Here is a 24,625-nt window from a genome sequence, read left to right as displayed (position 1 = left end):
GCCAGAAAAATGAGTCGTTCTCGCTGTTCTAAACTAAGTGGTACAGAAACAATTCGAGGCATGTGTGAACATCTGTTAACTAAAAAAACTTTTTTCGCATGATTAGTTATTTTTGTCAACTTAGCTGTAATCTAAATCTTGGTCAGAAATTCAATTTTATTGCATTACAAATAAAAAACACTCATTCGCTTAACCTAGTCTTTTCATTTAAAAATGGGGGAATTAGTGAATGATGATTTAAAAACAACTTTAAAAAAATTTAAACACCATTAATTAAGGATGCTGGCTAAACAAATCAAAAATCACTTTTCTTAACCACTGATGACAGGTTTGGTGATGACAAGACGTATGCCAATACTGTCGTACAGGATAAGTTGGGAAATTCAACGGCGCACTTACTACTTGTAAATTCCCACGTGCCAACAATACCTCACTTAAATAATAAGGTACTGTCGCAATCATATCGGTTTCTTGCACAATTAAACCAACGCCCAAATAACTTGGAATACTCATTAAAATATTACGTCTTAAACCGCGATTGCTTAATTCATTTTCAATATGGTAGTGACCTATACTGGTATCCACATCGACATGCGATTCACGAATATAAGCTTCAACATCTAAACTTTTTTCACAAATACGTGGATGATCTTTACGACTAATCACCACATAATATTGTAAAAATAATTGCTGCTGATAAAAACCCTGTTCTAATTCAGGTAAAAATCCAATCGCAAAATCAATTTCACCATTTGCCATTTGATAACTGGTTTCACGGGTAATAGGACGAATTTTAATCCGTACCGAAGGTGCATATTTTTTTAAAAACTTTGTCAGCTTTGGCAATAGAACCAAATGCGAAACATCGGTCATTGCCAAGGTAAATAATTGATCGGAATGGGTCGGATCAAAATCGACTTTAAAGTTATTAACCGTTTCAATTTTATTAAGAATTTCACTAATCGGTGAAAAAATCTGTTTCGCCAACTCTGTTGGCAACATTTCATTGCCCACCCTTAAAAATAAGGGATCATTAAAATGCTGACGAATTTTATTTAAGCAGTTACTTACCGCAGGTTGGCTCATACCTAGAGCATCTGCTGCAGCAGACACATTTTTTAATTTATACACATAATAAAAAATCTGTAGCAGTCTGCTGTCTAACTTAAACATATCCATCTTTCCTTAGCATCAGTTTCACTGCTCAGTTTTCATCCTTATTTAACGCCAAGCTTTTAATTTAGAGCTATGTCCAATACCCACATTAAAACAATTGGTCGGATCCAATTTTTTATAGTGCTGCTTCAGGGCAGGCTTCGCCACATATAAATGCCCAACATTATGCTCTGCAGGATACTCTGCCCCACGTGCATCAAGCAATGACCACATTTGATGTTCCATTGCCAACGGATCTAGACCTTTTTTAATAATATAGTCCTGATGAAAGACATGACATAAAAAATGACCATAATACAACTTGTGTATAATCGCCTGCTCCAACTCTGCAGGCAAGGTTTCTACCCATTGCTGATCATTACGTCTTAACGCAATATCTAAAGCGACAATGTCTTCGACTTCATTACGATGTGTATCACGATAACGGATTGCAGCACCTGCCACAGCAAAGCGATGCAAAAAAGCCTTACGTCCTTCATCTTCACTACACAGGAAAAAACTGCCTGAGTTGCGCTTGATAAAATAATCCAGTAAAAACTGCTGCACTACTGCAACATCTTGCTGCTCAATCCGCAAAATTAAATGATGCTCATACAAATCACGAAATTGATTCATACGTTCAGGTAAATGATTAGGCAACAGCTTCGTGAACATTTGCAAAACTTTATCGGACAGCCCGCGCATGCCCCAACGGGTCAGAAAACCATCAACTTTGTCTTTCATGGCAAAAGCGGCAGGTACTTTACTGGTGCCAAATTTCTCAATAAACAAAAAGCTGTCTTTGCCGTATTCTGCGCCAATGTCATAGGCATCTCGATGAATATACTCGCCTGCAATCGGTACACGCGGCAAATCACGCAATAAAAAACGGCGAATCGCGGTTAAATCATCCTGTTGATTGCTGCCGATATAAAACACCTGACTCGGAATTTTCTCAAACGTATCCAAACGCACCGCAAACACACAGACTTTACCTGCAGAACCTGAAGCTTCAAACAAACGGCTTGGATCGGCATTAAAACGTGCAGGAGTATCGGCATCGACTTGGGCAACATCATGCACATAACGCTGATCTGAAGCACAGCAATGTTCCGAATATTCAATATCTTCAGGGCGATATTGTTGTTGCTCAAGTTTGGTTAAAATTTCTTCTGGCGAGTTCCCTAAATTCACCCCCAAATGATTGATAAGTTGCAACTCGCCCAGTTCATTGACTTGTGCATATAAGGCCAACTCAGTATAGGCAGGGCCACGTCTGACCAATGCACCACCTGAATTATTACATACCCCGCCCAACACCGAAGCACCAATACAAGATGAACCAATGACTGAATGTGGCTCACGTTGATGCGGCGCCAAATGTTGTTCCAAAGCATCTAGTGTTGCACCAGGCAAGCAAATCACTTGCTTGGCATCGTTGATGAGCTGAATACCTTTTAAACGTTGGGTGTTAATCAAAATCACAGGACGATCATAGTCATCACCAAAAGGAGTAGAACCACCCGTGAGTCCAGTATTGGCGGCTTGCATAATAATAATGCAATCTGCTGCCACAGCCACTTGTAACACTTGCCACTGCTGCAATAAAGAACCTGGCGTAACCACTGCAAAAACCTGTCCTTCGCCAAAACGCCGCCCTTGACGATATAAACGAGTATCCGATTCATGGGTCAATACATGCGCTTTGCCTACAATATCAACTAGGTTTTTAAGGGTTGCGGCAGCATCAAATTGTGTTATTGAAGAAATTGTCTGTGGCATAGTGTACAAATCCTGAAAACAAGGTGAAAAATACAATTGAGCGATTCATCCAAACGCATCGGTTAATGGATTCATCACTCCTGTAGCTATTTAGCCTTTCAGTTCACGCTCAAGTTGTACCAAGCAATCTGAGTTAATCGCTTGAATATTTTTAGCCCCCGTTAAGGTCATTGCGACGCGCATTTCTTTATCAATCAATTCGAGTAAATTACTCACACCCGCCCCGCCTGCAGCGCCTAGCGCATAAATAAAGGCTCGTCCGAGCATACAAGTATCCGCTCCCATCGCCAACATGCGCACCACATCTAGGCCATTACGAATACCTGAATCCACTAAAATTTTTAGATCCCCTTTCACTGCATCAGCAATTGGTGGTAAAGCACGTGCAGTTGAGAGCACACCATCTAACTGACGGCCACCGTGGTTGGACACCACAATTCCGTCAGCCCCAAAACGAACAGCATCCTTAGCATCTTCTGGGTCTAAAATGCCTTTAATGACCATTGGGCCATCCCAGAATTCACGAATCCACTCCAAGTCTTTCCATGAAATAGATGGGTCAAAGTTATTGCCTAACCAACCAATATAATCTTCAAGTCCTGTTGGTTTGCCTAAGTATTTAGAGATATTGCCCAAGTCATGCGGACGACCCAGTAACCCCACATCCCATGCCCAGTTAGGATGCATCACCGCTTGCATATAGCGACGCATAGCAGCATTTGGCCCGCTCATGCCCGAATGTGCATCACGATAACGTGCACCAGGCACAGGCATATCTACCGTAAAGACTAAGGTTGAACAGCCTGCTGCTTTGGCACGCTCCAAAGCATTGCGCATAAAACCACGGTCACGTAATACATATAACTGAAACCACATTGGGCGTGAAATGGCAGGCACCACTTCTTCAATAGGGCACACCGACACGGTAGACAAGGTAAACGGAATGCCTTTTTTGTCAGCCGCAACTGCAGCCTGTACTTCACCACGGCGTGCATACATGCCCGTTAAACCCACAGGTGCCAACGCCACAGGCATTGACAAGGTTTCATTAAATAAGGTGGTTTCTAAACTCAAAGCCGACATGTCATTCAAAACACGTTGGCGCAAGGCAATTTGTGAAAGGTCTTCTACATTTCTTTTTAGCGTCTGTTCCGCATACGCACCTCCATCTATATAGTGAAATAAAAATGGCGGTAAACGGCGTTTAGCTGCTTCGCGGTAATCATTCGCAGAAGAAATAATCATGGCGCTATCCTGTTTAATCGACTCGCACGCTGACGACGCGCATCTTCCTCGTCTATCATGCGTACTTGTTGAACTACAAATTCAATATGTCCACACACTGCCGCACGGGCAGCTTCTGGATCCTGACGTTCAATTGCATCCATCACTTGAAAATGCTGATCATGCAACTGATCGAAACGGTGGGCTTCGGTATAAACTTTACGTCGACCCAAAACCACGTTGTATTGCAACAAATCAAATAAGCCGCGCATCATTTGAATAAGCACCAAATTGTGCGATGCCTCGGCAATTGCCAAATGAAACTTGGCATCGGCAATTGCCGCCTGATCGTCATCACCCAAAATTTGAAAATGGACGATTTGCTCATAACAAGCACGGATTTTTTTCAAATCCTCAGCGGTTGCCCGCTGTGCGGCATACCATGCCGTACCACCTTCAAGCACCATTCGTGCTTCCTGCACATCAAAACGATAAGCAGGATCTTCATCAATCAGGTTACTTAAAGGCTGCACAATTTGATATTGCGACCAATTGGTTGGCAGCTGTTGCAAAAAAGTACCCGCTCCAACTTTGCTGACCAGCATGCCCTGACTGGTCAATTGCTGAATAGCCTCACGCAAAGAGGAACGGGAAACCCCGAGTTGTTCACACAACTTTCTTTCGGCAGGCAATCGGTCTCCGACTTGCATCTGATTTTTTTCAACCAGTGTGCGCAGGTCTTGAACAACTTTGTCGGAAACTTTCATGCGGCTATCCTCTTGTGCATGTGGTTATGGAATCATCCATGGGAACACATAAGCTTGTAGAGTAATAATAATACCGATCATTACGGTGAACGTGATACTGTGTTTAACAGTAAAACGGAACAAGTCGGATTCTTTACCCACAAGACCTACAGCCGCACACGCAATTGCAATAGATTGTGGTGAAATCATTTTACCTGTCACACCACCACTGGTATTTGCAGCTACCAATAACACCTCAGGTACACCAATTTGTTGCGCTGTTGTTGCTTGAAGAGCAGCAAACAATGCATTTGCAGATGTGTCTGAACCTGTTAAGAACACGCCAATCCATCCTAAAAATGGTGAGAAGAATGTGAATGCATGACCTGTATGTGCAAGTGCTAATGCAAGCGTTGCAGACATACCTGAGTAGTTCGCAATAAAAGCAAATGACAACACCATACCAATTGAATAAATTGGCGTTTTTAACTCACCAACTGTTTCTGTAAATGCTTTTACAGCTTCTTTTGGTTTCATTTTTAAGTAAATGATGGTGATAATTGCAGCAATCATAATTGCTGTACCTGTTGCAGATAACCAATCAAATTTATAGATCGCATCGTAATCTGTAATTTCAGGCACAACGGGTGGCATTTTTTCAATCATTTGATGCAAATACGGCACCTTAATTGAAAATACTAAATCGCTCAAAGGACCATCTTTTGCAAATAAGTCTTTAAACGGCTTAATGCTCCAAATTGTTACCATTGCAGTTAATACAGCAAATGGTGACCATGCTTTAGCAATTTGACCTAATGTGTATTTTTTACGTGCTTCTGCAACAATCGTTTCATCTACTTTTACATCTTCATCTTGGAAACGGAAAATATGTTTTGGTTTCCAATATTTCAATAAAATAGTCAAACTTACTAAAGATGCAATTGCAGCAGTAATATCTGGTAACTCAGGTCCAACAAAGTTAGATGTTAAGTACTGTGCCATTGAGAACGAAAAGCTCGCCACAAAAATTGCTGGCCAAGTTTCTTTAACACCGCGCCAACCATCCATAATGGCCATAATCCAGATCAATACAATTGGCACCATAAATGGCAACTGACGACCTACCATCTGGCTAATTTCCATTGTATCTACGCCAGAAACCTGACCTGCAACAATAATTGGAATACCCATTGCACCAAAAGCAACTGGAGCTGTATTTACAATTAAGCATAAACCTGCTGCATATAAAGGCTTAAAGCCTAAACCAACAAGTAAAGCAGCTGTAATAGCAACAGGTGCACCAAAACCTGCCGCACCTTCTAAGAAAGTACCAAATGCGAAACCTACAAGAAGCATTTGTAAACGCTGATCTTCTGTAATAGACAAAATCGAAGAACGAATAACATCGAACTGACCTGTTTTTACAGAGATTTTATAAAGGAACAATGCGCCAATAATAATCCAAGCGATTGGCCATAAACCGTATAGGAAACCATAACCCAAAGAAGCAAAAGCCATTGGTGCAGGCATACCATAAGCAAATAAAGAAACAAGTAATGCCAAAACAACCGTGATTGTTCCAGCGACACTGCCTTTCATACGAAATACAGCTAAAGCTAAAAAGAAAAATACAATTGGAATTAATGCGACAATACTTGAAAGCCAAATATTGCCCATAGGGTCATAAATCTGTTGCCAATTTTGAAGCATTGTCATCTCCTTGAAATGCTCACTCAAACGTAAACATAGGTCTAAGCATAGAGGTAAAAATTCTAATTTTGGTCTGACCAATATTGAGATAAAATCAAAATTCCCTCAATATTTTCAATAAATGATAGTTTTACACAAGAAAAAGTCAATATTGGTCTGATTATTTATTTGAATGGTCATACCAGTTCAAGTAAAGGTGTTTTTTGTTTGCAGCATAAAAAAATACGCTAAAGAACAATTTAAACTTTGTTTTTTCTGTAGTTTTTAAAAGGAAGGAAAAACCAAATTTGTTCTGCACAGCCTTATACAACTTTAGTCCAATACAATGAAATAAGAGTGATTTCTAGCAGGATGAATTGAACCCTTGATAAATCTTTACGTCCAAATACATCTAACGCGAGTCGGAAATCATTTTTTCAGAACTTTATAATTTGTTGGCATCGGCTATGGTAATAAAGGGCTTACCTTTTGTGAAGTCTTGCCCCTGCGCATCCATCGTGGTTTCTACGTTACCCATCGCAGCGTTTAAGATTTTCCTTCCACCTGCAAAGTAAATATTTTCATGCGGCTGATACCCTGTTGCAAAACGACCCAATTCTTTGCCTGTATGAATATCAAAGATATGCACCACATTGCCTGACGATGGCGACACAGCAACACGTTGTCCATCTACTGAAACCGCCATGTTCTGCATGGAAACCTTCGACTGCGTACAGCAATTCATTTTGCCTGTTTTAATTTTAATGGATACCCCATCAGCAAAACTTTGACGTGAATCTAAAATGGATTGTCCATCTTGGTTGGAATACATACCATCCAGCCACTGATCATTACCCTTGCCTGCAGTTTGATGAATTTAAGCATAAGCAATTAATTTTATTAGATTTAAATGTATTTCTAATAAGCGCTCTTTGTGGTCAGGAATCATATTGACCACGACCACTTTTCCAAAGCCTTGCGAAAGGCGAATCACAGTCACTGTACCATCTCAGTTATTGCCGACAAAAAAGACTTGTTGAATATTCGGTGGCTGCTGTATATAAGTCGAATCTGCATCGCCTTGTGTGCTGACACAACTGGTTAAAGCCAGCACGCCTTGAAACAGATGTTTAAACACTTTGTTGCAATATTCATGTTCTTGTTCTGTCTAAACAGCAAAATGAAAGTATTGGTTTTGTTTGGCTTATGTTTTTATAGGATCGTTGTTATTAACTGAAATCGTCCCAATTCATCTCGATACGACCTTGAAGATTGTTGGCGTGGCATTCATTGCGCAATAGCATATTTGTTTTGTAATTTTACATCTAGGTTTAAGCCAGACTATCCAATAGCAGGTCAGGTTCAGATAAACAGAAATATAACATTACATCCTGTTAAAATGCCAAGCATGATAAAAGCTTGTTTTGTCGATGCAATGACAGTAATTCCATACCCATTCAAGCGTTTAAACTCAGGAATATAAGGATGTGCCTAGATGCAGTTGTTGGAACTTAAAACCTTGCGTAAACAGCTTCGCCAACAACGCAGAGCAGTCACGCGTACCCAACAGCAACAAGCGCAGCAAGCTGTTTTGCAGCGCCTACTACGGCTGCCAAAATTTCAGTACGCAAAAAAAGTGGGGCTGTATTTAGATGCGTTTGGTGAAATTCATACACAGCGCATCATTGAATATTGCTTCGTACAAGGCAAACAAGTGTATTTACCAATGATTTGCAATATGAATCAACGCTTGGTGTGGGTACAAATCAGCCTACAACAATATCGTAAGCAGCGTTTTGCCCATCATCGTCTAGGGATGCAAGAACCAAGAACAAGTCGCGGGAAACACATCTCGCATTTAGATATGGTATTGATGCCCTTATTGGCCTGCGATACACACGGCACCCGTATTGGAATGGGCGGTGGTTATTATGACCGTACGTTGGCATTTGCTCCGCAGCGTCCCTATCGCTTAGGTATTGCACATAATTTTCAACTGATTCATGCACGCTTGCCACGTAAAAATTGGGATCAACCTGTAGATGCCTTACTGACACCACAGTATTTTTTACAATTTAAACGCAAATTGAAACGCTAAATTGATCATTTTGACTGAATAGGTCAATTTAAAATCAAATATTTAGCTAATTTTCAAACAATTTATGTTGACCTCCCCTTGTATTTTTAAAAATACCCATCACTATTAAAAACATGGCAACACCGTTGTCACTCATTAGGAGTGCCCATGTCTGAAATTATTATGAATCAAGAAACCTTAGAGCCTCAGGTTCCAAGTGTATTACCGCTTTTAGCGTTACGTGATGTCGTGGTGTATCCACACATGCAAATCGCGCTATTTGTAGGTCGTGAAAAATCGATCAATGCAGTTGATGTGGCTCGTAACAGTGACAATCTAGTATTTGTAGTTGCGCAAAAAGATTCGCTTACAGAAGAAATTGATCACGACAATTTGTATCAATACGGTACTGTCGCGAAGATTGTGCAAGTTGTGAATCACGAAAATGATGAAAACTGTATCAAAGTGCTGATTGAAGGCTTATACCGCGCCAAACTCGAAAAAATTATTGATGAAGACGCGTATTTGACTGCTGAACACAGCTTAAGCTCAATGACTGTTGCGATGGATGAAAATACCCAAGCAACACGCTTGCAAGAATTACGTGCCTTATTTGCGCAATATGCAGAAGCAAAATTACGCAATGCACGTGAACTGATTGCTGCTGCCAATAAAATTGAAGATTTATTGCAGTTGTTGTTCTTTGTTGCAACCCGCGTGCCATTGAATATTGATGTTAAACAAAAATTCCTTGAGCACGACGAGTTTGAAGCTCACTTAACCGAGTTAATGACTTATTTATTGCAACAGTCTGAAGAACAGCAGATTGAGCAAACTTTGCATGACTCAGTTAAACGTCAGATGGAAAAAAATCAGCGTGAATACTTCTTAAATGAGAAGATGAAAGTCATTCAACGCGAACTGTCCGATATGAACGGCGGTGCGGAAGATGATGTCGCTGAAATTGAAAAACGTCTGGCCGAAGCAGACTTGCCTGAGCATGTACGTAAAAAAGCAGAAGCTGAGTTCCGTAAACTTAAAGCGATGCAACCTGCATCTAGCGAAGCAGCTGTTGTACGTAACTATCTGGAAGTTATTTTAGATACGCCATGGAACAAAGCCAGTAAAGTCAGTATTAACTTGGCCAAAGCACAAGAAATTTTAGATGCCGACCATTACGGTTTAGATGAAGTTAAAGACCGTATTGTGGAATACCTTGCTGTGCAGTCGCGCGTGAAAAAACTCAAAGGTCCAATTCTGTGCTTGGTTGGTCCTCCAGGAGTAGGTAAAACCTCACTAGGTGAGTCGGTTGCCAAAGCCACTGGACGTGAGTTCGTGCGTATGGCACTAGGCGGCGTACGTGATGAAGCGGAAATTCGCGGTCACCGTCGTACCTATATTGGTGCGATGCCAGGTAAAATTGTGCAGTCATTGACCAAAGTGGGGGTTAAAAACCCGCTATTCTTGCTCGATGAAATTGACAAAATGGCACAAGATTACCGTGGTGACCCTGCCTCTGCTTTGTTAGAAGTACTTGATCCATCACAAAATAACAAGTTTAACGATCACTATTTAGATCTAGACTTAGACTTATCTGAAGTGATGTTCATTTGTACTGCTAACAGCATGAATATTCCAGAAGCTCTACTAGATCGTATGGAAGTGATTCGTCTACCGGGTTATACCGAAGATGAAAAAGTGAATATTGCAGAACGCTATCTTGTACCTAAAGCCATCAAAAATAACGGCTTGCGTGCTAAAGAATTGACGGTTCATGAAGAAGCGATTCGTGACATTGTTCAGCGCTATACGCGTGAAGCAGGTGTGCGTAGTCTGGAACGTGAAGTGTCAAAAATTGCCCGTAAAGTGGTGAAAGAAGCAGTCAGCAAAAAAGCCAAAAACCTACAGGTAGATGTGACTTCACAAAACTTGCCTGATTACCTTGGTCCACACAAATTTGACTATGGTATGGCAGAAGAAGAAGCCGAAGTGGGTCGCGTAAATGGCTTGGCTTGGACTTCAGTGGGTGGTGAATTACTCACCATTGAAGTAGCAACTATGAAAGGCAAAGGTAATTTCATCACCACAGGTTCATTGGGTGACGTGATGCAAGAGTCGATCAAAGCCGCGATGACAGTTGTGCGTACCCGTGCTGATAGCTTAGGTATTGAAGCTACTGTATTTGGCGAAACCGATGTGCATGTACATTTGCCAGAAGGTGCAACACCTAAAGATGGTCCATCTGCAGGTTTGGCATTGACCACGGCATTGGTGTCTGCGTTTACAGGTATTCCAATTCGTCCTGATATTGCCATGACTGGTGAAACCAGTTTACGTGGTCGTGCAATGCGCATTGGTGGCTTGAAAGAGAAACTTCTTGCGGCACATCGTGGTGGTATTAAACTGGTATTTATTCCACAAGAAAACGTGCGTGACTTATCTGAAATTCCAGAAAATGTCAAAGAAGGCTTGGAAATCAAGGCTGTGAAAAGCATTGATGAAATCTTGCCTTTGGCACTGACCAGTATGCCTAAGCCTTTAACCAAGGCACCCATTGTGAAGCCAGTAGCAGCAAGCAAAGCCGCACGTCATTAAGCCAGTGACTTTACTTTGCATAACAACTACTCAAAAGAGCACCTAGGTGCTCTTTTGTTGTATTTAGATTCTGGGTTTAAAATAGTTGAATTATTTTTTTAAACAGATCTTATTTTTTAATTCAATTTCCTTGAAAAATAGGCAAACCGTCCACATATAAAAATTTAAGATACATCGCGCTCTATGTTTCTTGTTTGGTCTATTTAGACCGATAAATTGATCAGACGCTTTTGAATGAAGCGTGCTTAATGGTCTGGTCATCTATATCTCCAGATGGATGACCTTTTAATCGCAGTCCTAGTTCAATTCAGGGCTGCGTTTTTTATGCACTACGATCATCCATCAAGGTGATAAAAGCTGTATAACAAAGCCATTTACAACATGCGCCATTTTTTCAAAATTTACCGTTTTTAAAGTATCACTTGTAGTATGACGAAGTGCACTGCGATAACTACCTGTATCGGTAATTAAAATAGCTGGAATATCATATTTCCAATAATTTAAATGATCTGAAAAATCCATCCCCTTGACGAAAGTCGGTGCCACCACGCGTTCACATTGCAACTGGTTCAAACGCTGCATCGCATTGCAATAGGCTGCACTCACTTCACGTGACTGAATATTGCTCAACGCCGCAATAAAATTGCCATGACTAGGGTAAATCCACTTTATACCGATTGGGTAATTTTGCACCAAATTGCTGTCGTAATAACCAATCATATCGAGCACATACACCGCACTAATTTTTTCTTTTTCAGCCTGCACAGATTTGGCATGTACAAAACTGCCCATTGACTCGGTTTTAAAAAATGGTGGTTCTGCCAAGGTATAAAATACAAATTCGACATTTTGACTAAGTTTATTCTTTTCCTGCGCCAAAATTCGTGCTGTTTCGATTACACCCGCCACGCCAGAAGCGTTGTCATTTGCGCCCTGCTGCTGTCCATATACATCGTAATGCGCACCAAAAATCGTTTTTTTCGCAGAACCGACATTCAGTTTACACACCACATTACGGTAGCTTTGCTGATTGACCACATAATTCTGAAACTGACACGGTATTCCAAATACCCGCATCTGTTCCCGAATCCATGCCGAAACCCGATTCAGTTCACTCACATTCTTATAATGACGATACTGTTCGGAATTACCTAACCCCTGCTGCCCAATCACTTGCTGCATATAGACTTGTAAATTGTTTGGTTCTGCCGATTGCTCCGCTGGAGCAGAAAATGTAGCAGTGCTCATCAATCCCATACTCGCGCCCAATATCCATACATATAACTGCTGACTTTGAAACGTGCGCATGCTGATAATTCCAATACAAAAAGACCAATAAGATTGTTGAGTATTAAAGCAACAGCCTGTTGGCAAATTCAATTGCAAATTGTGTCGTTACACAGCGCTTGTATTGAATCATGGTTATAATGTGAGATTCTAATTGCTCGCTACATGAACTCGTCTATGAAAATTCGCATTCTGACCATTGGACAAAAAATGCCGACTTGGGTGCTGACTGGTTTTGAAGATTATTTCAAACGGATTCAGCCTTTTGTACAGACGCAAATTGTCGAACTGCCGATGGCGAAACGTGGCAAAAATGATTCTGAAGCCGATATTCTAAAATACCGCCAAATTGAAGGTGACAGCATTTTAAATGCCATGAAAACCAATGAGGTGTTAATTGCCTTAGAAGTGGGCGGCAAAGAGTTCAGCACCGAAAAACTTGCTGAAACGATGAAAGGCTGGATGCTAGAAGGCAATGATGTCGTCCTAGCGATTGGTGGACCAGATGGTCATTCTGAAGAAGTACGTAAAGCAGCAGCATGGCATTGGTCCTTATCCAAACTCACTTTGCCACACCCTTTGGTTCGCGTGATGCTGATCGAACAGCTTTACCGTGCCATGAGTATCAACCATAACCATCCTTATCACCGTGCCGGTTAAATAAGAAGACTCAATTTACACGTAAAGTCATAGCAATATCACCAATTTAAGCAACGTTGCAAAGCTGCAACATAGCGTTGAACAAAAGTACATTTCGCTGCACACACTTTTTTGCGATGCTGTAGAACAGCAGGCTTTAGGGATCTAAGCATGAACTTACAGACATTACCTGGTTTATTTATCTCACATGGTTCGCCCATGTTGGCACTCAATCCTGAACAGGTCGGGCCCGCGCTTAGCCGTTTAAGTGAAAATTTGCCAACACCGCAAGCCATTCTGGTGATGTCTGCGCATTGGGAAAGTAATGCATTAGAAGTCAATACAGGCATTCGTCCTGAAACATGGCATGACTTTCGTGGTTTTCCTGAAGCTTTGTATGCTTTACGCTACCCTGCACCTGGTTTGCCTGAACTGGCAGAAGATATTTTGCAACGTTTGACTGATGCTGGCTTTGCTGCACATGCCAACAGCACACGTCCGCATGATCATGGTGTATGGATGCCTTTACTACACATGTATCCCGATGCCAATATTCCAGTGATTACCATTTCTTTGCCCATGAATATGAGCGCCGAACAGATTTATCAAATTGGGCAAAGCTTAGCGCCACTCCGTGAACAGCAAATTTTACTGATTGGTTCAGGCAGCATTACCCATAACTTACGTGAATTGTCATGGAATATACCCCATGCAGCTGTGCCTGAATGGGCATCTAGTTTCCGTAATCGTGTGGTGCAGCATTTAAGTCATCGGAATTATGATGCTGTGCTAGATTGGCAACAATTGCCGCATGTGGCACGTAACCATCCAACGTTAGAACACTTTGCACCGTTGTTTTTTGCAATGGGTACAGGCGATCGATTTAACATTGTGCATAGTAGTTTTAGCATGGGTTCACTCGGTATGGATATTTATCGTTTTGATTAAGCACTTTGCTAACTAAAAACCATAAAAAAACCGATGCATGTGCATCGGTTTTTTGAAAGTCTATTTAAGCCAAAGCTTAGAATACACCTTGCGCTAACATGGCATCGGCAACTTTTACAAAACCAGCAATATTCGCACCATCTACATAGTTTACAGTACCATCTTCTTGAGTACCATATTTCACGCAGTTGCGGTGAATTTCTTTCATAATTGCATGTAAACGCTCATCCACTTCTTCAAACGTCCAACCTAAACGAATCGCGTTTTGAGACATTTCAAGACCAGAAGTTGCTACGCCACCTGCATTTGAAGCTTTACCTGGTGCATACAAGATTTTCGCTTCAACGAATTTCTCTACAGCATCCAAAGTAGAAGGCATGTTTGCACCTTCAGCTACACAGATCACGCCATTTGCGAGTAAAATAGCAGCATCATCACCAGTTAACTCATTTTGAGTTGCACATGGCAATGCGATGTCACACTTAATACCCCAAGGACGTTGACCTTCAAGATATTCGAAACCGTGTTTAGACGCAAATTCAGAAATACGACCACGTTTTACGTTTTTAAGTTCCATCACTTCAGCAAGTAATTCTGGTGTGAAACCTTCTTTCACGTACACAGTACCATTGGAGTCAGAAAGTGAAACCACTTTCGCACCCAAGTACATTGCTTTATCTGCAGCGAATTGTGCAACGTTGCCTGAACCAGAAATCGCAACAACTTTATCTTTGAAGGAATCGCCACGAGTCTTGAGCATTTCCTCAGCGAAATACACAGTACCGTAACCTGTAGCTTCTGGACGCGCCAAAGAACCACCGAAAGACAAGCCCTTTCCTGTGAATACACATGAAGTGTCATTGCTAAGTTTTTTCATCATGCCTGCCATGTAACCTACTTCACGGCCGCCTACACCAATATCACCCGCAGGAATATCAGTGTTAGAACCTAAATGACGATATAACTCGATCATTAAAGCTTGGCAGAAACGCATAATTTCGCCTTCAGACTTACCTTTAGGGTCGAAGTCTGAACCACCTTTACCACCACCCATCGGCAATGTAGTCAAAGCATTTTTAAAGGTTTGTTCAAAACCTAAGAATTTTAAAATAGAAAGGTTCACTGATGGGTGGAAACGCATGCCACCTTTAAATGGACCAATTGCTGAGTTGTACTGTACACGGAATGCACGGTTTACATGGGTTTGACCTTGGTCATCAACCCAAGAAACGCGGAATTGAATTGCACGCTCAGGCTCAACCAAACGCTCAAGCAAACCATGTGCTGCATATTGAGGGTTCTTTTCAATAAACGGCCAAAGGCTGGTCATGACTTCTTCTACAGCTTGTAGAAACTCTGGTTGATGTGCATCACGTGTTTTAACGTAATTTAGGAACTCGTTAAGGCTGTTGTATTTCAACGCTTAATCCTCAGCAGAAAATGGATCAAAATTGGTCAAAATTTCAATCAATGATATATTTTGGCGCAAAATATTAAATATCTTTTGTTAACAATCTACAATAGTTTTTTTAAAAAAAATTTAAAACATATTTATTTTCATAAATTTAACTTATTTTTTAGCGTGTTAAGCCCATAAGTTTATGTAACAAATTAATTCATAGTTTTGAGCATTTTTGCACAAAAAAATTGCAATTGTTGTTCTTAATTTGCGCACAAGCCTAAAAGCAAAAATCGTGCTAAAATCATCGACCTAGAATTTTGACCTCGTTTTATCTTCCGTTTTTCTGCTGCTGTTAAAGTAGCATTGGTTTGTCCATGAATTCGCAAATTGCTCTGATTCAAAATATTGATGCGCTCCTTCCTCAAACTCAATGTGGCTTATGTGGTCACCGTGATGGCTGTTTACCCTATGCCAAAGCGATTGCAGAAGGCGAAGCGGCCAATAAATGTGTACCTGGTGGACAACCTGTTGCAGATGCACTGGCAAACTTACTCCAACGGCCTTTATTGACCGCAGAAGCCAGTGTTTGGCCTGTGCAGGCCGATGGACGCCCACAGCGTATGAAAGCACTCATTCGTGAAGATGAGTGCATTGGCTGTACCAAATGTATTAATGCCTGCCCTGTCGATGCTATTTTAGGCTCAGGCAAACTCATGCACAGCATTTTGACTGATTTATGTACAGGCTGTGAATTGTGTATTCCACCTTGTCCTGTCGATTGCATTGACTTGGTGGAAGATACACAACCTTTGCTTACTGAAAGCGCGCGTGTGGCAGAACAGAATGATTTACGCCAGCGTTATTACGCCCACATTCAACGTGAAGAACAACGTCGCCTGCACCGTAAAGGCCCTGTGGTACGTGCAGAAATTGATACTGAGCTGTTTGCACAATTCTCAGCACAAACCGATGCTGCTGTTCCTGTGATTGAGTTGCCAGTGCAAACAAATGAACAGATTTCCACTACCGACGCACAAACCACCATCGAACTGGCAAAATTACGCACGCAAATTAAAAAACTCGAAAAACAACTCAGTGTGCGTGAAGATGAGAAAAAACGGCTGTTGCTTGTCGATTTACAACAACAGTTAGGTGAATTAGGAGCATGAACATGCCCGAAATAAATGCACATCTGACCAATAAAGCGGTTAAAAAAACGGCCACTAAAAGCACAAAGCCTAAAGAAAATTCGTCTAAAAATATGACCAAAAAACAAATTCAGACTTTTTTTGAACGCTTGCGTGAACAACGCCCAAATCCAACAACCGAACTTAATTTTTCCAACCCTTTTGAATTACTGATTGCGGTGACCTTATCTGCACAATCTACCGATGTCAGCGTCAATAAAGCCACTGACAAATTGTTTCCTGTTGCTAATACTCCCGAAGCGATTTATGCCTTAGGTGTAGAAGGCTTAAAGGAATATATTAAAACCATCGGACTGTATAATTCTAAAGCAGAAAATGTGATTAAAACCTGCAAAATTCTCATCGAAAAACATGGCAGTATTGTGCCTGATAATCGTGCCGATTTAGAAGCCCTGCCTGGCGTGGGACGTAAAACTGCCAATGTGGTGCTAAATACCGCATTTGGACAGCCCACTATGGCGGTAGACACGCATATTTTCCGCTTAGGTAACCGCACAGGTTTGGCTGTGGGTAAAAATGTTTTAGAAGTAGAACAGCGTTTAATTAAAGTCATTCCTAAAGAATTTTTAATTGACTCGCATCACTGGCTGATTTTGCATGGTCGTTATTGCTGTATTGCGCGTAAACCTAAATGTGGGGAATGCGTGGTGTCTGATGTGTGTAACTGGCCAGATCGCTTTGAATTTGGTGCACACCGCCATATTAAGCTGCATGAAATTCATCACAACTCTGTATCTAAGTAAGTACTTCGGTAGAGTTTCCAAAGTGATCTAAACTTATTGAAGACAAGATAGATCATCAACGCAATCCGGATCATCTAAAGTAGTGTGGATAACTATGCAATCTATACACAAGATTATGTAGAGATGATTTATTTATCCTGAGAATCTTCAGACTGACGTTGTTGCTCTTGCTGTTGTTTAAGTTTCGGATGCAATTGATAGTGCTTGCCTGATTTTTTTTCAGCCGAATTCTGAGCTTGTGTGTTGCGCAACAACTTATAGCTCACAAAAACAAGAAAGCCTAAAACGGCAATACTTGCCAATAACATGATGATCACAGCAGCATGTTGCAAAGCACTCTCCCAAACTGAAACAAATAAAAAGAGCCCTAATATGAATCAGGACTCTTTTAAAGTCAAAACAAGCAGTCTGTTTAAACGATTTTATTTTCTTATAAACAGGCTTGGTCTAAAACCTAGACTTATTTTGCTTGGTCTAAAATAGCAAACAAATCTGCTTGAACTTCTTCAATTGGACGAAGACCATTCAATTTGTTGTAGCTTGGTGCATTTTCGCCAGAAGCAGCACGACTCTGATAGAAGCCAACCAATTGCTCAGTTTCTGAGTGATACGCTTTTAAACGCTTACGGATAGTTTCTTCTTGGTCATCTGGACGTTGAACCAAATCTTCTCCAGTTTCATCATCTTTACCTTCCACTTTTGGAGGATTGTAAACAAGGTGATAAATACGACCAGACGCAGGGTGCTGACGACGACCTGACAATCGCTGTACGATTTCTTCGTCAGCAACATCAATTTCAATTACGTGGTCGATATTAATGCCTTCGCTTTCCAAAGCTTCAGCTTGTGGAATAGTGCGAGGGAAACCATCAAAAATACAACCATTCACGCAATCTGGCTGCGCAATACGCTCTTTCACTAAGCCAATGATAAGTTCATCAGATACCAAACCGCCACCATCCATGACGCTTTTAGCTTGTAGACCTAATTCAGTACCTTCACGAATTGCAGCACGGAGCATATCACCGGTTGAAATTTGTGGGATATTGTAGCGCTTACAGATCAACTGAGCTTGTGTACCTTTACCTGCTCCAGGTGGTCCGAGTAAGATAATGCGCATAAAAAACATCCTCATTTTAACAATGTATTTGACACTCGTTGCATATCAGCACCATCGCCCTCTACGCAGCCAGCATCCTCTTATAAGAAAGCGACAAACAAATGTATTACACCAGCAATAAAACCAGTTACGCCACCCAAGACAATTAAAATCCACTCATCTTCCTGAAACGCAGGACGCAAGAGATTCTGAAATTCTTTTGGCGTCAGTTCACGAATACGATCTCTGAACATTTGAAAAATTTTCTGTGCACGGCTCGCATTAAAGGCAGGGTCGCATACAGGCACCATCGTAATTTCAATCGAACGATCAATCAAGTCAGTCTTGAGTTTGGCATACTCTTTTGGCCCCAAAGACAACTGTAAAGAGGTACGAACCAATGGTGTTTCCATAATTTGATTAATGTGGCGTTTGACAATACGGCGGGTTTTGTCTTTTTTACTGCCATACATCATTTCAGTCATAATGGATTTTAACGTAATCAGATCTTCTGTGACTACCTTTGCAAACACATCCGAGACTTCTTCTTGGCGTTTCATGAACGCACCCTGAATATTATAAGTCCCAATGCGTGGAATCACTGGCTTAATCCATGGAAATTTACGATTTTCAGTCAATTTAAAGAACTGCGGATATTTCACGTAATGCGGTTCGACTGGGTTGAATACCATCCAAATGGCAATCCAGTTGGTCAAAAAGCCCCAAATTGCCGCCCAAAATGGGACCGTCCAGTGCCATGGCACTAGAAACCAAACAATCATCTGGAAAATACCAAAGAACATCCCAATTAATGCACTGATATGCCAAATAAAATTAATTTCTTTTTGACCGACTTTGAGGAACATACGCACCATTAAGCGACGGTCACCTTCCATTTGGCTAACCACCATTTCACGCATATCCACTAAGGATTCAACATTCAAGGTTAGTTCAGTCACCAATTCACGCAGCACACCTGGCAATTGTTTATGCGCCTGTGCGTAAATACGGCGTTTAATCGAATAGGGTAGGTTTTCCCAAAGCACTGCATTACGGTCTAACATGACCTCATCAATTAAGTGTTCAAGTTCAAAACCCACTTGCTCACCAATAATACGCGCCATGTCTTCTGGGTCCATGGCGTTAAGAAACTCACGCAACGAGCCCAGTTTTGACAAGGTGTTATCGGTAATGATGCCTGAAATACGCCCTGCTTTACGCGGCACAATCCCCTGCCATCCCACAGGGATAGGCCCAAGGTGAAAACCCCAAAAGCTGATTGGATAGAACACCATTTTTAGCGCCATCCATACATGCGCCCAGGTCACAAAAGCAGTCACAGGAATAATACTGAGCACGGCCCAAAAATCTGGACGATTCAAAAAAGTTTGCCACAACTGATTGACGTACTCAAGCATGCATTTTTTCCATATTTAGTTCTAATTAGAAGATTCTAAAGTAGTTAAAAGTCTCTATTCTGACTACAAACCCATACTGAGCGTATAGGAAAATTGTATTCTAGGCTCAGTTTCCTCAATCACTCGCCCTTGTCGATCTTCCAATTTTTCACCTGCACCAATACCAACACTAAAGCTACTGATACGTTCAGGGCTGAGCAATACATAAGCCAAATCAATTCCTGCACCTAAACGCGCTTTTTCTTCACCATCCACCCACTTAGATTCTAGATGTCCTGCGTAAGCACCAATATAATAACCATTTTTATCTTTGCCCGTGAGGTGATATGGGTAACGAAAACCCATTTGCCCACCGACTTCATGGTCACCATTTAAAAAAGCACCCGCTTTGAGATAAGCAACACCATAAGGGTTGACCCATTCACCATTCAGATGCAGTAATTTTTGGGTTATTCCCGCCCCGACATTCCAAGTTTTTGCGCTGTCTGGGCCAATTTTAGCTTCTGGTAAAAATGTAGTGTTTCCAGCAAAGCTAAAACTTGAAAAGGCAAGTAATGCCACGAAAGAATAGACTTTTGTCATTATTGTCACCAGTGTCCATTTGTTTTAATTTTAAAAACAGTCCTGTTCTTATGTTTTGACTCTAGCAGAATTGTCAGGATTCTTATATACAGCAATTTACAATTTTCATGTCGCTAAAGTCAAAATTTAAGATTGCAGTGGGTATTTATTTAGAAACGGTCAATTCAGTCAAACAAGGCTGCGCAAAATGACCAAGAGATGCGCTAGAATAGCCTCAATCCTTTTTCTCCCAGACTGCACGTAAGTTTATTCACCTATGAAACAACACTACCCGTTAAAAAATGCTCAGCAAGAGAAGCGTATTTTTCGCAATCGCATCTTTTTTTCGGTGGGTGTTGTGGTTTTTTTCTTGCTGCTTTTGGTGGCACGTTATGCTTATTTACAAATTAGTGGCTACGATGAATTTTCAACTGCATCAGATAAAAACCGTATTCGATTACAACCACTCGCGCCTGCACGTGGTTATATTTATGACCGCAATGGTGTGTTATTGGCAGATAACTACCCTGTGTTTTCTGCCACCTTAAGCCGTGCAGATGTTGAAGATATTGACGATACCATTGCGCGACTGACACCTGTTTTACAACTGACTGAAGAAGATATTGAACGCTTTAAAAGTCGGATTAAAACTTCACGTAAAACCGAACGTGTATCGATCAAGCTAAATTTAAATGAATCAGATATTGCGCGTTTTAGTGAAGTCAAATTTCAGTTCCCTGGGGTCAATATTGAAACTCAGATGACCCGTTATTACCCACATGGTGAATTATTTGCGCATGTCATTGGTTATGTAGGACGTATTAACGATAAAGAACTGAAAGAAATTGATAAGGATGCTTATGCAGGCACCAACCTGATTGGCAAAATTGGGGTAGAAAAATCTTATGAGCATTTGCTGCATGGGGTTCCGGGCAATGAATCTGTAGAAGCCGATGCACACGGGAATGTACTTCGTAATTTAGGACGCAAAGACCCTGTGCGTGGTAATGATCTGTATTTATCTTTAGATTATGGCTTACAGGTGGTTGCCTCTGAACAACTGGCTGAACGTCGTGGTGCTATTGTGGCACTTGACCCACGCACAGGTGAAATTCTGGCCTTGGTCTCTAGCCCAAGTTTTAACCCCAATTTATTTGTCACAGGCATCAGTCATACTGACTACTCTGCCCTGCGTGATAATTTAGATCAGCCACTGTATAACCGTGCAGTACAAGGGGTTTATCCACCTGGTTCGACCATTAAGCCCATGTTTGGCCTTGGTGGTATTCACTATGGTTATGTCGACTGGAAAACTGCCATTCAAGATTATGGCTATTTTACTTTACCGGGTGACAGCCACCGTTTCCGTGACCATAAAAAATCTGGGCATGGCATTGTCGATATGCATAAAGCCCAAGTCGTGTCCTGCGATACATACTTCTATGTACTGTCCTATCGTATGGGCATTGAAAAAATGAACGAATGGATGCGTCAGTTTGGCTTTAGTGAAAAAACTGGTGTAGACCTACCAAGTGAAAGCACAGGCTTGTATCCAAACCCTGATTGGAAAATGCGTACTCGTAAAGCCAAGTGGATGAAAGGTGAAACAATTTCAGTCAGCATTGGACAAGGTGCCTTTACTTCTACCCCATTACAATTAGCAATGGCTACCGCCATCACCGCTAACAAAGGCTTTAAAGTTACACCGCACGTGTTACGTGAAAGTCGTGGCGCGAAACCATTTAAAGTTCACAATGGCACCAACGGTAAAATTGATTTTAACGGCACAGAAGAAGACTGGATTAAAATGCGCGATGCCATGGTTGATGTTATTCAATCTGGTACAGGTAAAGGGATTAAAGGCGGATTACAATATTCGATTGCAGGTAAAACGGGTACAGCACAGGTTAAAAGTATTGCACAGGGCAAACGCTATAATGAAGCATTGCTAACAGATCGTCAGCTTGACCACGGCTTGTTTGTCGGCTTTGCACCTGCTGAAAACCCTGAAATTGCCATTGCAATTATTCTTGAAAATGGTCGTGGTGGTTCTGCCGCAACAGCCTTGGCGCGTCCAATTTTAGATTATTGGTTACTCAATAAAAATAAAAAGCCAATTCGTCCATCTGCGGCTCAAGTGAGTGGTGGCTTAATGACTGCAGGCTTAAAACCAAGTGAGTTACCAAGTGGTGAAGTCCCGTCTTCTACTGCTCCAAATACCAATAGCTCCAATAATCCAAATATTGCGCCCCACAACCCTACGCCAAACCTAAATCATGCACAAACAGCTCCAAGTTCAACGACAACCCATTCACCTGCAGCTGCGCCCGCAGCAATTGTTCCAGCCAGACCAATTGAGAGCGACTAAGTCATGAAAAATCAACTACGCATTATTGGTGGAGAATGGAAACGTCGCCAGTTGGCTTTTGCTTCAATTGAGGGATTACGCCCTACGCCTGACCGAGTCCGCGAAACCTTATTTAACTGGTTAATGTGGGATGTGCAAAACGCCAAAGTGTTAGACCTCTGTTCAGGTTCGGGCGCATTAGCTTTTGAAGCCCTGTCCCGCGGTGCGGCACACGTGGTCATGATTGAGCCAAACCGTACACAAGCGCAGTTTTTACAGCAAAATTTAGAATTATTACGTGTCAATAAAAGCACAGCACAATTAAAAATTTCTACCGCACAGCATGCCTTGGCAACACTGAAAGATCAGTTTGATTTGGTATTTTTAGACCCACCCTACATTTTAGATTTATGGGAAGAATTGGCAGCGTTGGCTGATCCACTCATTGCAGCGCAAGGTTTGATTTATGTTGAAGCAGATCGTGATTTAAACCTATTAAAATTACCGCAAACTTGGCAAAAAATTAAAGAGAGCAAGGCAGGCACCGTTCGTGTGGGCTTGTATCAAAAGACTGTTGTTTAAATTTTCTTCTTAAAAGATACGCTGTAACTTTTTAGCTTTGGCTCTTTTCAAGTGTTAATTAAAAATGTAATATTATAACATTGCAATCAATAGTTTTTATCTTTATGAACGTTCGTTCATCTTTAAAAAGTGCTCAATCACGTGCTGATTGCCAAATTGTGAAACGTCGTGGCAAATTATTCATAATTTGCAAATCCAATCCGCGTTTTAAAGCAAGACAGGGCTAATCCCCTGTCTTTTGGTTTTCATAGATTATTACCCTAAAATCGCATACTTATTCTGATTACTCTGAATAGTAACGTGTATCGACACTAAAGCTTTCGGGAAATTTTGCTTGAACGTGTGCATAAAATGCCATGATTTCAGCCATATCTTTTTCAAAATCACCAGTTGGATACACAATTTTTCCCACACCTGTTTTCTTTTTTTCATAGTCCATATACGCCAAAGCAATTGGAACACCTGCATTTAACGCAACATGATAAAAACCAGTTTTCCATTGCTCTTGACGCGCACGAGTGGCTTCAGGCGTCACTAACATCACTAATTTAGGATGGGTTTTAAATAAGTCCGTCATGAGCTGAACCATGCTTGGTCTTGCTTCACCTGATGCTTTCGGACGGCGGTCAATACCAATACCGCCCATCGCACGGACAAATGGCCCAAAAGGTAATTTCATATAGCTGTCTTTAATGGTCAGCCGAACATTAACACCTAAAGCTTTAAGCCCTAAGCGTGCATATAATGCATCCCAATTACTGGTATGTGGTGCAGCAATCATCACGTATTGGTCTAATTCCAACGGACAATGATTGTCGACTTCCCAACCCATTAAATTTAAGCTTCGCTCAGCTAACTTCTCAAACACAACCACATACCCCAAGTAAAGAGTGCGAATTCTAGCAAGCATCATCAAATATAAAACTCTAAAACGATGAATAAATAAACAAATAATTTATAAATGTATAAAAATTTCCTGCACTGATCTTAATTTTCTCATTCCAAGCTAAATCGTGCTGTGTTTACACCTATTCATAAGTTGACAAAAATAACTAATCATGCAAAAAAAGTTTTTTTAGTTAACAGATGTTCACACATGCCTCGAATTGTTTCTGTACCACTT

At 41.2% G+C, this 24,625-nt stretch carries 22 protein-coding genes and 2 pseudogenes; 9 read left to right on the top strand and 15 right to left on the bottom strand.

Going from position 1 to position 24,625, the window contains the following annotated elements; translation table 11 throughout:
- The 8 genes and pseudogenes from B2W49_RS12145 to B2W49_RS12190 form a co-directional block, all read right to left on the bottom strand.
- Positions 1-62, bottom strand: a pseudogene (locus B2W49_RS12145) (helix-turn-helix domain-containing protein); the annotation flags it as partial.
- A gap of 211 nt (positions 63-273) precedes the next feature.
- Positions 274-1,173, bottom strand: coding sequence for a LysR family transcriptional regulator (locus tag B2W49_RS09435; RefSeq protein ID WP_236093781.1), 900 nt, complete (start codon positions 1,171-1,173; stop codon positions 274-276).
- 48 nt (positions 1,174-1,221) lie between these two features.
- Positions 1,222-2,937 carry a D-lactate dehydrogenase gene (dld, locus tag B2W49_RS09430; RefSeq protein WP_291340448.1) on the bottom strand — a complete coding sequence of 572 codons (1,716 nt, stop codon included), beginning with the start codon at positions 2,935-2,937 and terminating at the stop codon, positions 1,222-1,224.
- A gap of 90 nt (positions 2,938-3,027) precedes the next feature.
- Entirely contained in the window at positions 3,028-4,182 is a 1,155-nt protein-coding gene (gene lldD / locus B2W49_RS09425) for an FMN-dependent L-lactate dehydrogenase LldD (RefSeq protein ID WP_016659249.1), read from the bottom strand.
- The gene (gene lldR, locus B2W49_RS09420; protein WP_177155883.1) at positions 4,179-4,928 is read right to left on the bottom strand and encodes a transcriptional regulator LldR; all 750 of its coding nucleotides are present in this window, start codon (positions 4,926-4,928) and stop codon (positions 4,179-4,181) included. The genes lldD and lldR overlap by 4 nt, the downstream gene beginning before the upstream one ends.
- A gap of 24 nt (positions 4,929-4,952) precedes the next feature.
- Positions 4,953-6,623, bottom strand: coding sequence for an L-lactate permease (gene lldP / locus B2W49_RS09415; RefSeq protein WP_291340447.1), 1,671 nt, complete (start codon positions 6,621-6,623; stop codon positions 4,953-4,955).
- A 359-nt stretch (positions 6,624-6,982) separates the two neighbouring features.
- Positions 6,983-7,545, bottom strand: a pseudogene (locus B2W49_RS09410) (YncE family protein); the annotation flags it as partial.
- Positions 7,546-7,605: 60 nt separating this feature from the next.
- Entirely contained in the window at positions 7,606-7,734 is a 129-nt protein-coding gene (locus B2W49_RS12190; RefSeq protein WP_291340446.1) for a hypothetical protein, read from the bottom strand.
- Between the two features lie 357 nt (positions 7,735-8,091).
- On the opposite strand from B2W49_RS12190, the gene B2W49_RS09400 reads away from it, so the two are divergent.
- Together B2W49_RS09400 and lon are read left to right on the top strand one after the other, a co-directional pair.
- Positions 8,092-8,694 (top strand): 5-formyltetrahydrofolate cyclo-ligase, encoded by a 603-nt coding sequence (locus B2W49_RS09400; protein ID WP_291340445.1) that lies wholly within the window; start codon positions 8,092-8,094, stop codon positions 8,692-8,694.
- A 147-nt stretch (positions 8,695-8,841) separates the two neighbouring features.
- Positions 8,842-11,268 carry an endopeptidase La gene (lon, locus tag B2W49_RS09395; protein ID WP_291340444.1) on the top strand — a complete coding sequence of 809 codons (2,427 nt, stop codon included), beginning with the start codon at positions 8,842-8,844 and terminating at the stop codon, positions 11,266-11,268.
- 342 nt (positions 11,269-11,610) lie between these two features.
- Here lon and B2W49_RS09390 read toward each other — a convergent pair whose 3' ends face one another.
- Positions 11,611-12,576: a M28 family peptidase gene (locus tag B2W49_RS09390; protein WP_414630596.1), complete on the bottom strand. Its 966-nt coding sequence runs from the start codon at positions 12,574-12,576 to the stop codon at positions 11,611-11,613.
- Positions 12,577-12,732: 156 nt separating this feature from the next.
- Here B2W49_RS09390 and rlmH point away from each other — a divergent pair, with 156 nt between their 5' ends.
- Together rlmH and B2W49_RS09380 are read left to right on the top strand one after the other, a co-directional pair.
- On the top strand, positions 12,733-13,215 hold the full coding sequence (gene rlmH, locus B2W49_RS09385) for a 23S rRNA (pseudouridine(1915)-N(3))-methyltransferase RlmH (RefSeq protein ID WP_291340443.1): 483 nt from the start codon (positions 12,733-12,735) through the stop codon (positions 13,213-13,215).
- Between the two features lie 150 nt (positions 13,216-13,365).
- Positions 13,366-14,142 (top strand): dioxygenase, encoded by a 777-nt coding sequence (locus B2W49_RS09380; protein ID WP_291340442.1) that lies wholly within the window; start codon positions 13,366-13,368, stop codon positions 14,140-14,142.
- 76 nt (positions 14,143-14,218) lie between these two features.
- Here the strand turns inward: B2W49_RS09380 and gdhA are convergent, their stop codons facing one another.
- Complete coding sequence (gene gdhA, locus B2W49_RS09375) at positions 14,219-15,562, bottom strand: NADP-specific glutamate dehydrogenase (protein WP_291340441.1); 1,344 nt, start codon at positions 15,560-15,562, stop codon at positions 14,219-14,221.
- Between the two features lie 356 nt (positions 15,563-15,918).
- On the opposite strand from gdhA, the gene B2W49_RS09370 reads away from it, so the two are divergent.
- On the top strand, positions 15,919-16,713 hold the full coding sequence (locus tag B2W49_RS09370) for an RnfABCDGE type electron transport complex subunit B (protein ID WP_291340440.1): 795 nt from the start codon (positions 15,919-15,921) through the stop codon (positions 16,711-16,713).
- Positions 16,714-16,805: 92 nt separating this feature from the next.
- On the top strand, positions 16,806-17,495 hold the full coding sequence (nth, locus tag B2W49_RS09365) for an endonuclease III (protein ID WP_291340450.1): 690 nt from the start codon (positions 16,806-16,808) through the stop codon (positions 17,493-17,495).
- A 128-nt stretch (positions 17,496-17,623) separates the two neighbouring features.
- Here the strand turns inward: nth and B2W49_RS09360 are convergent, their stop codons facing one another.
- From B2W49_RS09360 to B2W49_RS09345, 4 genes are all read right to left on the bottom strand, one after another.
- Complete coding sequence (locus B2W49_RS09360; RefSeq protein WP_004970716.1) at positions 17,624-17,827, bottom strand: hypothetical protein; 204 nt, start codon at positions 17,825-17,827, stop codon at positions 17,624-17,626.
- Between the two features lie 128 nt (positions 17,828-17,955).
- Positions 17,956-18,615, bottom strand: coding sequence for an adenylate kinase (gene adk / locus B2W49_RS09355; RefSeq protein WP_291340439.1), 660 nt, complete (start codon positions 18,613-18,615; stop codon positions 17,956-17,958).
- Positions 18,616-18,695: 80 nt separating this feature from the next.
- A complete protein-coding gene (locus tag B2W49_RS09350) occupies positions 18,696-20,012 on the bottom strand; it encodes a hypothetical protein (RefSeq protein WP_291340438.1) in 1,317 nt (438 codons plus the stop codon).
- Positions 20,013-20,075: 63 nt separating this feature from the next.
- Complete coding sequence (locus tag B2W49_RS09345; RefSeq protein WP_291340436.1) at positions 20,076-20,594, bottom strand: hypothetical protein; 519 nt, start codon at positions 20,592-20,594, stop codon at positions 20,076-20,078.
- Positions 20,595-20,850: 256 nt separating this feature from the next.
- Between B2W49_RS09345 and mrdA the strand changes: the two genes are divergently transcribed.
- The 3 genes from mrdA (at position 20,851) to ykgO (ending at position 23,729) form a co-directional block, all read left to right on the top strand.
- Positions 20,851-22,941 (top strand): penicillin-binding protein 2, encoded by a 2,091-nt coding sequence (mrdA, locus tag B2W49_RS09340; RefSeq protein WP_291340434.1) that lies wholly within the window; start codon positions 20,851-20,853, stop codon positions 22,939-22,941.
- A gap of 3 nt (positions 22,942-22,944) precedes the next feature.
- Positions 22,945-23,502 (top strand): 16S rRNA (guanine(966)-N(2))-methyltransferase RsmD, encoded by a 558-nt coding sequence (gene rsmD, locus B2W49_RS09335; RefSeq protein WP_291340432.1) that lies wholly within the window; start codon positions 22,945-22,947, stop codon positions 23,500-23,502.
- A 104-nt stretch (positions 23,503-23,606) separates the two neighbouring features.
- Entirely contained in the window at positions 23,607-23,729 is a 123-nt protein-coding gene (gene ykgO, locus B2W49_RS09330) for a type B 50S ribosomal protein L36 (protein ID WP_291340430.1), read from the top strand.
- 56 nt (positions 23,730-23,785) lie between these two features.
- On the opposite strand, the gene B2W49_RS09325 is transcribed toward ykgO, so the two are convergent.
- Entirely contained in the window at positions 23,786-24,334 is a 549-nt protein-coding gene (locus B2W49_RS09325) for a 1-acyl-sn-glycerol-3-phosphate acyltransferase (protein WP_291340449.1), read from the bottom strand.
- Positions 24,335-24,625: the final 291 nt, after the last annotated feature.

This window comes from Acinetobacter sp. UBA801, assembly GCA_002296655.1.
In the GTDB taxonomy this organism is placed as follows: Bacteria; Pseudomonadota; Gammaproteobacteria; order Pseudomonadales; family Moraxellaceae; genus Acinetobacter.
The sequence above is the reverse complement of the archived record's forward strand: the minus strand, read 5'-3'. Positions and strand labels throughout refer to the sequence as shown.

What these genes read in the sequence shown, in the direction of transcription:
- lon (WP_291340444.1), top strand. Translation starts at nt 8,842, where the DNA reads ATGTCTGAAATTATTATGAATCAAGAAACCTTAGAGCCTCAGGTTCCA.
- B2W49_RS09435 (WP_236093781.1), bottom strand. Translation starts at nt 1,173, where the DNA reads ATGTTTAAGTTAGACAGCAGACTGCTACAGATTTTTTATTATGTGTAT.
- nth (WP_291340450.1), top strand. Translation starts at nt 16,806, where the DNA reads ATGACCAAAAAACAAATTCAGACTTTTTTTGAACGCTTGCGTGAACAA.
- B2W49_RS09325 (WP_291340449.1), bottom strand. Translation starts at nt 24,334, where the DNA reads ATGGGTTGGGAAGTCGACAATCATTGTCCGTTGGAATTAGACCAATAC.
- lldP (WP_291340447.1), bottom strand. Translation starts at nt 6,623, where the DNA reads ATGACAATGCTTCAAAATTGGCAACAGATTTATGACCCTATGGGCAAT.
- dld (WP_291340448.1), bottom strand. Translation starts at nt 2,937, where the DNA reads ATGCCACAGACAATTTCTTCAATAACACAATTTGATGCTGCCGCAACC.
- lldR (WP_177155883.1), bottom strand. Translation starts at nt 4,928, where the DNA reads ATGAAAGTTTCCGACAAAGTTGTTCAAGACCTGCGCACACTGGTTGAA.
- ykgO (WP_291340430.1), top strand. Translation starts at nt 23,607, where the DNA reads ATGAACGTTCGTTCATCTTTAAAAAGTGCTCAATCACGTGCTGATTGC.
- B2W49_RS09350 (WP_291340438.1), bottom strand. Translation starts at nt 20,012, where the DNA reads ATGCTTGAGTACGTCAATCAGTTGTGGCAAACTTTTTTGAATCGTCCA.
- B2W49_RS09345 (WP_291340436.1), bottom strand. Translation starts at nt 20,594, where the DNA reads ATGACAAAAGTCTATTCTTTCGTGGCATTACTTGCCTTTTCAAGTTTT.
- B2W49_RS09390 (WP_414630596.1), bottom strand. Translation starts at nt 12,576, where the DNA reads ATGCGCACGTTTCAAAGTCAGCAGTTATATGTATGGATATTGGGCGCG.
- B2W49_RS09380 (WP_291340442.1), top strand. Translation starts at nt 13,366, where the DNA reads ATGAACTTACAGACATTACCTGGTTTATTTATCTCACATGGTTCGCCC.
- rlmH (WP_291340443.1), top strand. Translation starts at nt 12,733, where the DNA reads ATGAAAATTCGCATTCTGACCATTGGACAAAAAATGCCGACTTGGGTG.
- mrdA (WP_291340434.1), top strand. Translation starts at nt 20,851, where the DNA reads ATGAAACAACACTACCCGTTAAAAAATGCTCAGCAAGAGAAGCGTATT.
- lldD (WP_016659249.1), bottom strand. Translation starts at nt 4,182, where the DNA reads ATGATTATTTCTTCTGCGAATGATTACCGCGAAGCAGCTAAACGCCGT.
- B2W49_RS09400 (WP_291340445.1), top strand. Translation starts at nt 8,092, where the DNA reads ATGCAGTTGTTGGAACTTAAAACCTTGCGTAAACAGCTTCGCCAACAA.
- rsmD (WP_291340432.1), top strand. Translation starts at nt 22,945, where the DNA reads ATGAAAAATCAACTACGCATTATTGGTGGAGAATGGAAACGTCGCCAG.
- B2W49_RS09370 (WP_291340440.1), top strand. Translation starts at nt 15,919, where the DNA reads ATGAATTCGCAAATTGCTCTGATTCAAAATATTGATGCGCTCCTTCCT.
- adk (WP_291340439.1), bottom strand. Translation starts at nt 18,615, where the DNA reads ATGCGCATTATCTTACTCGGACCACCTGGAGCAGGTAAAGGTACACAA.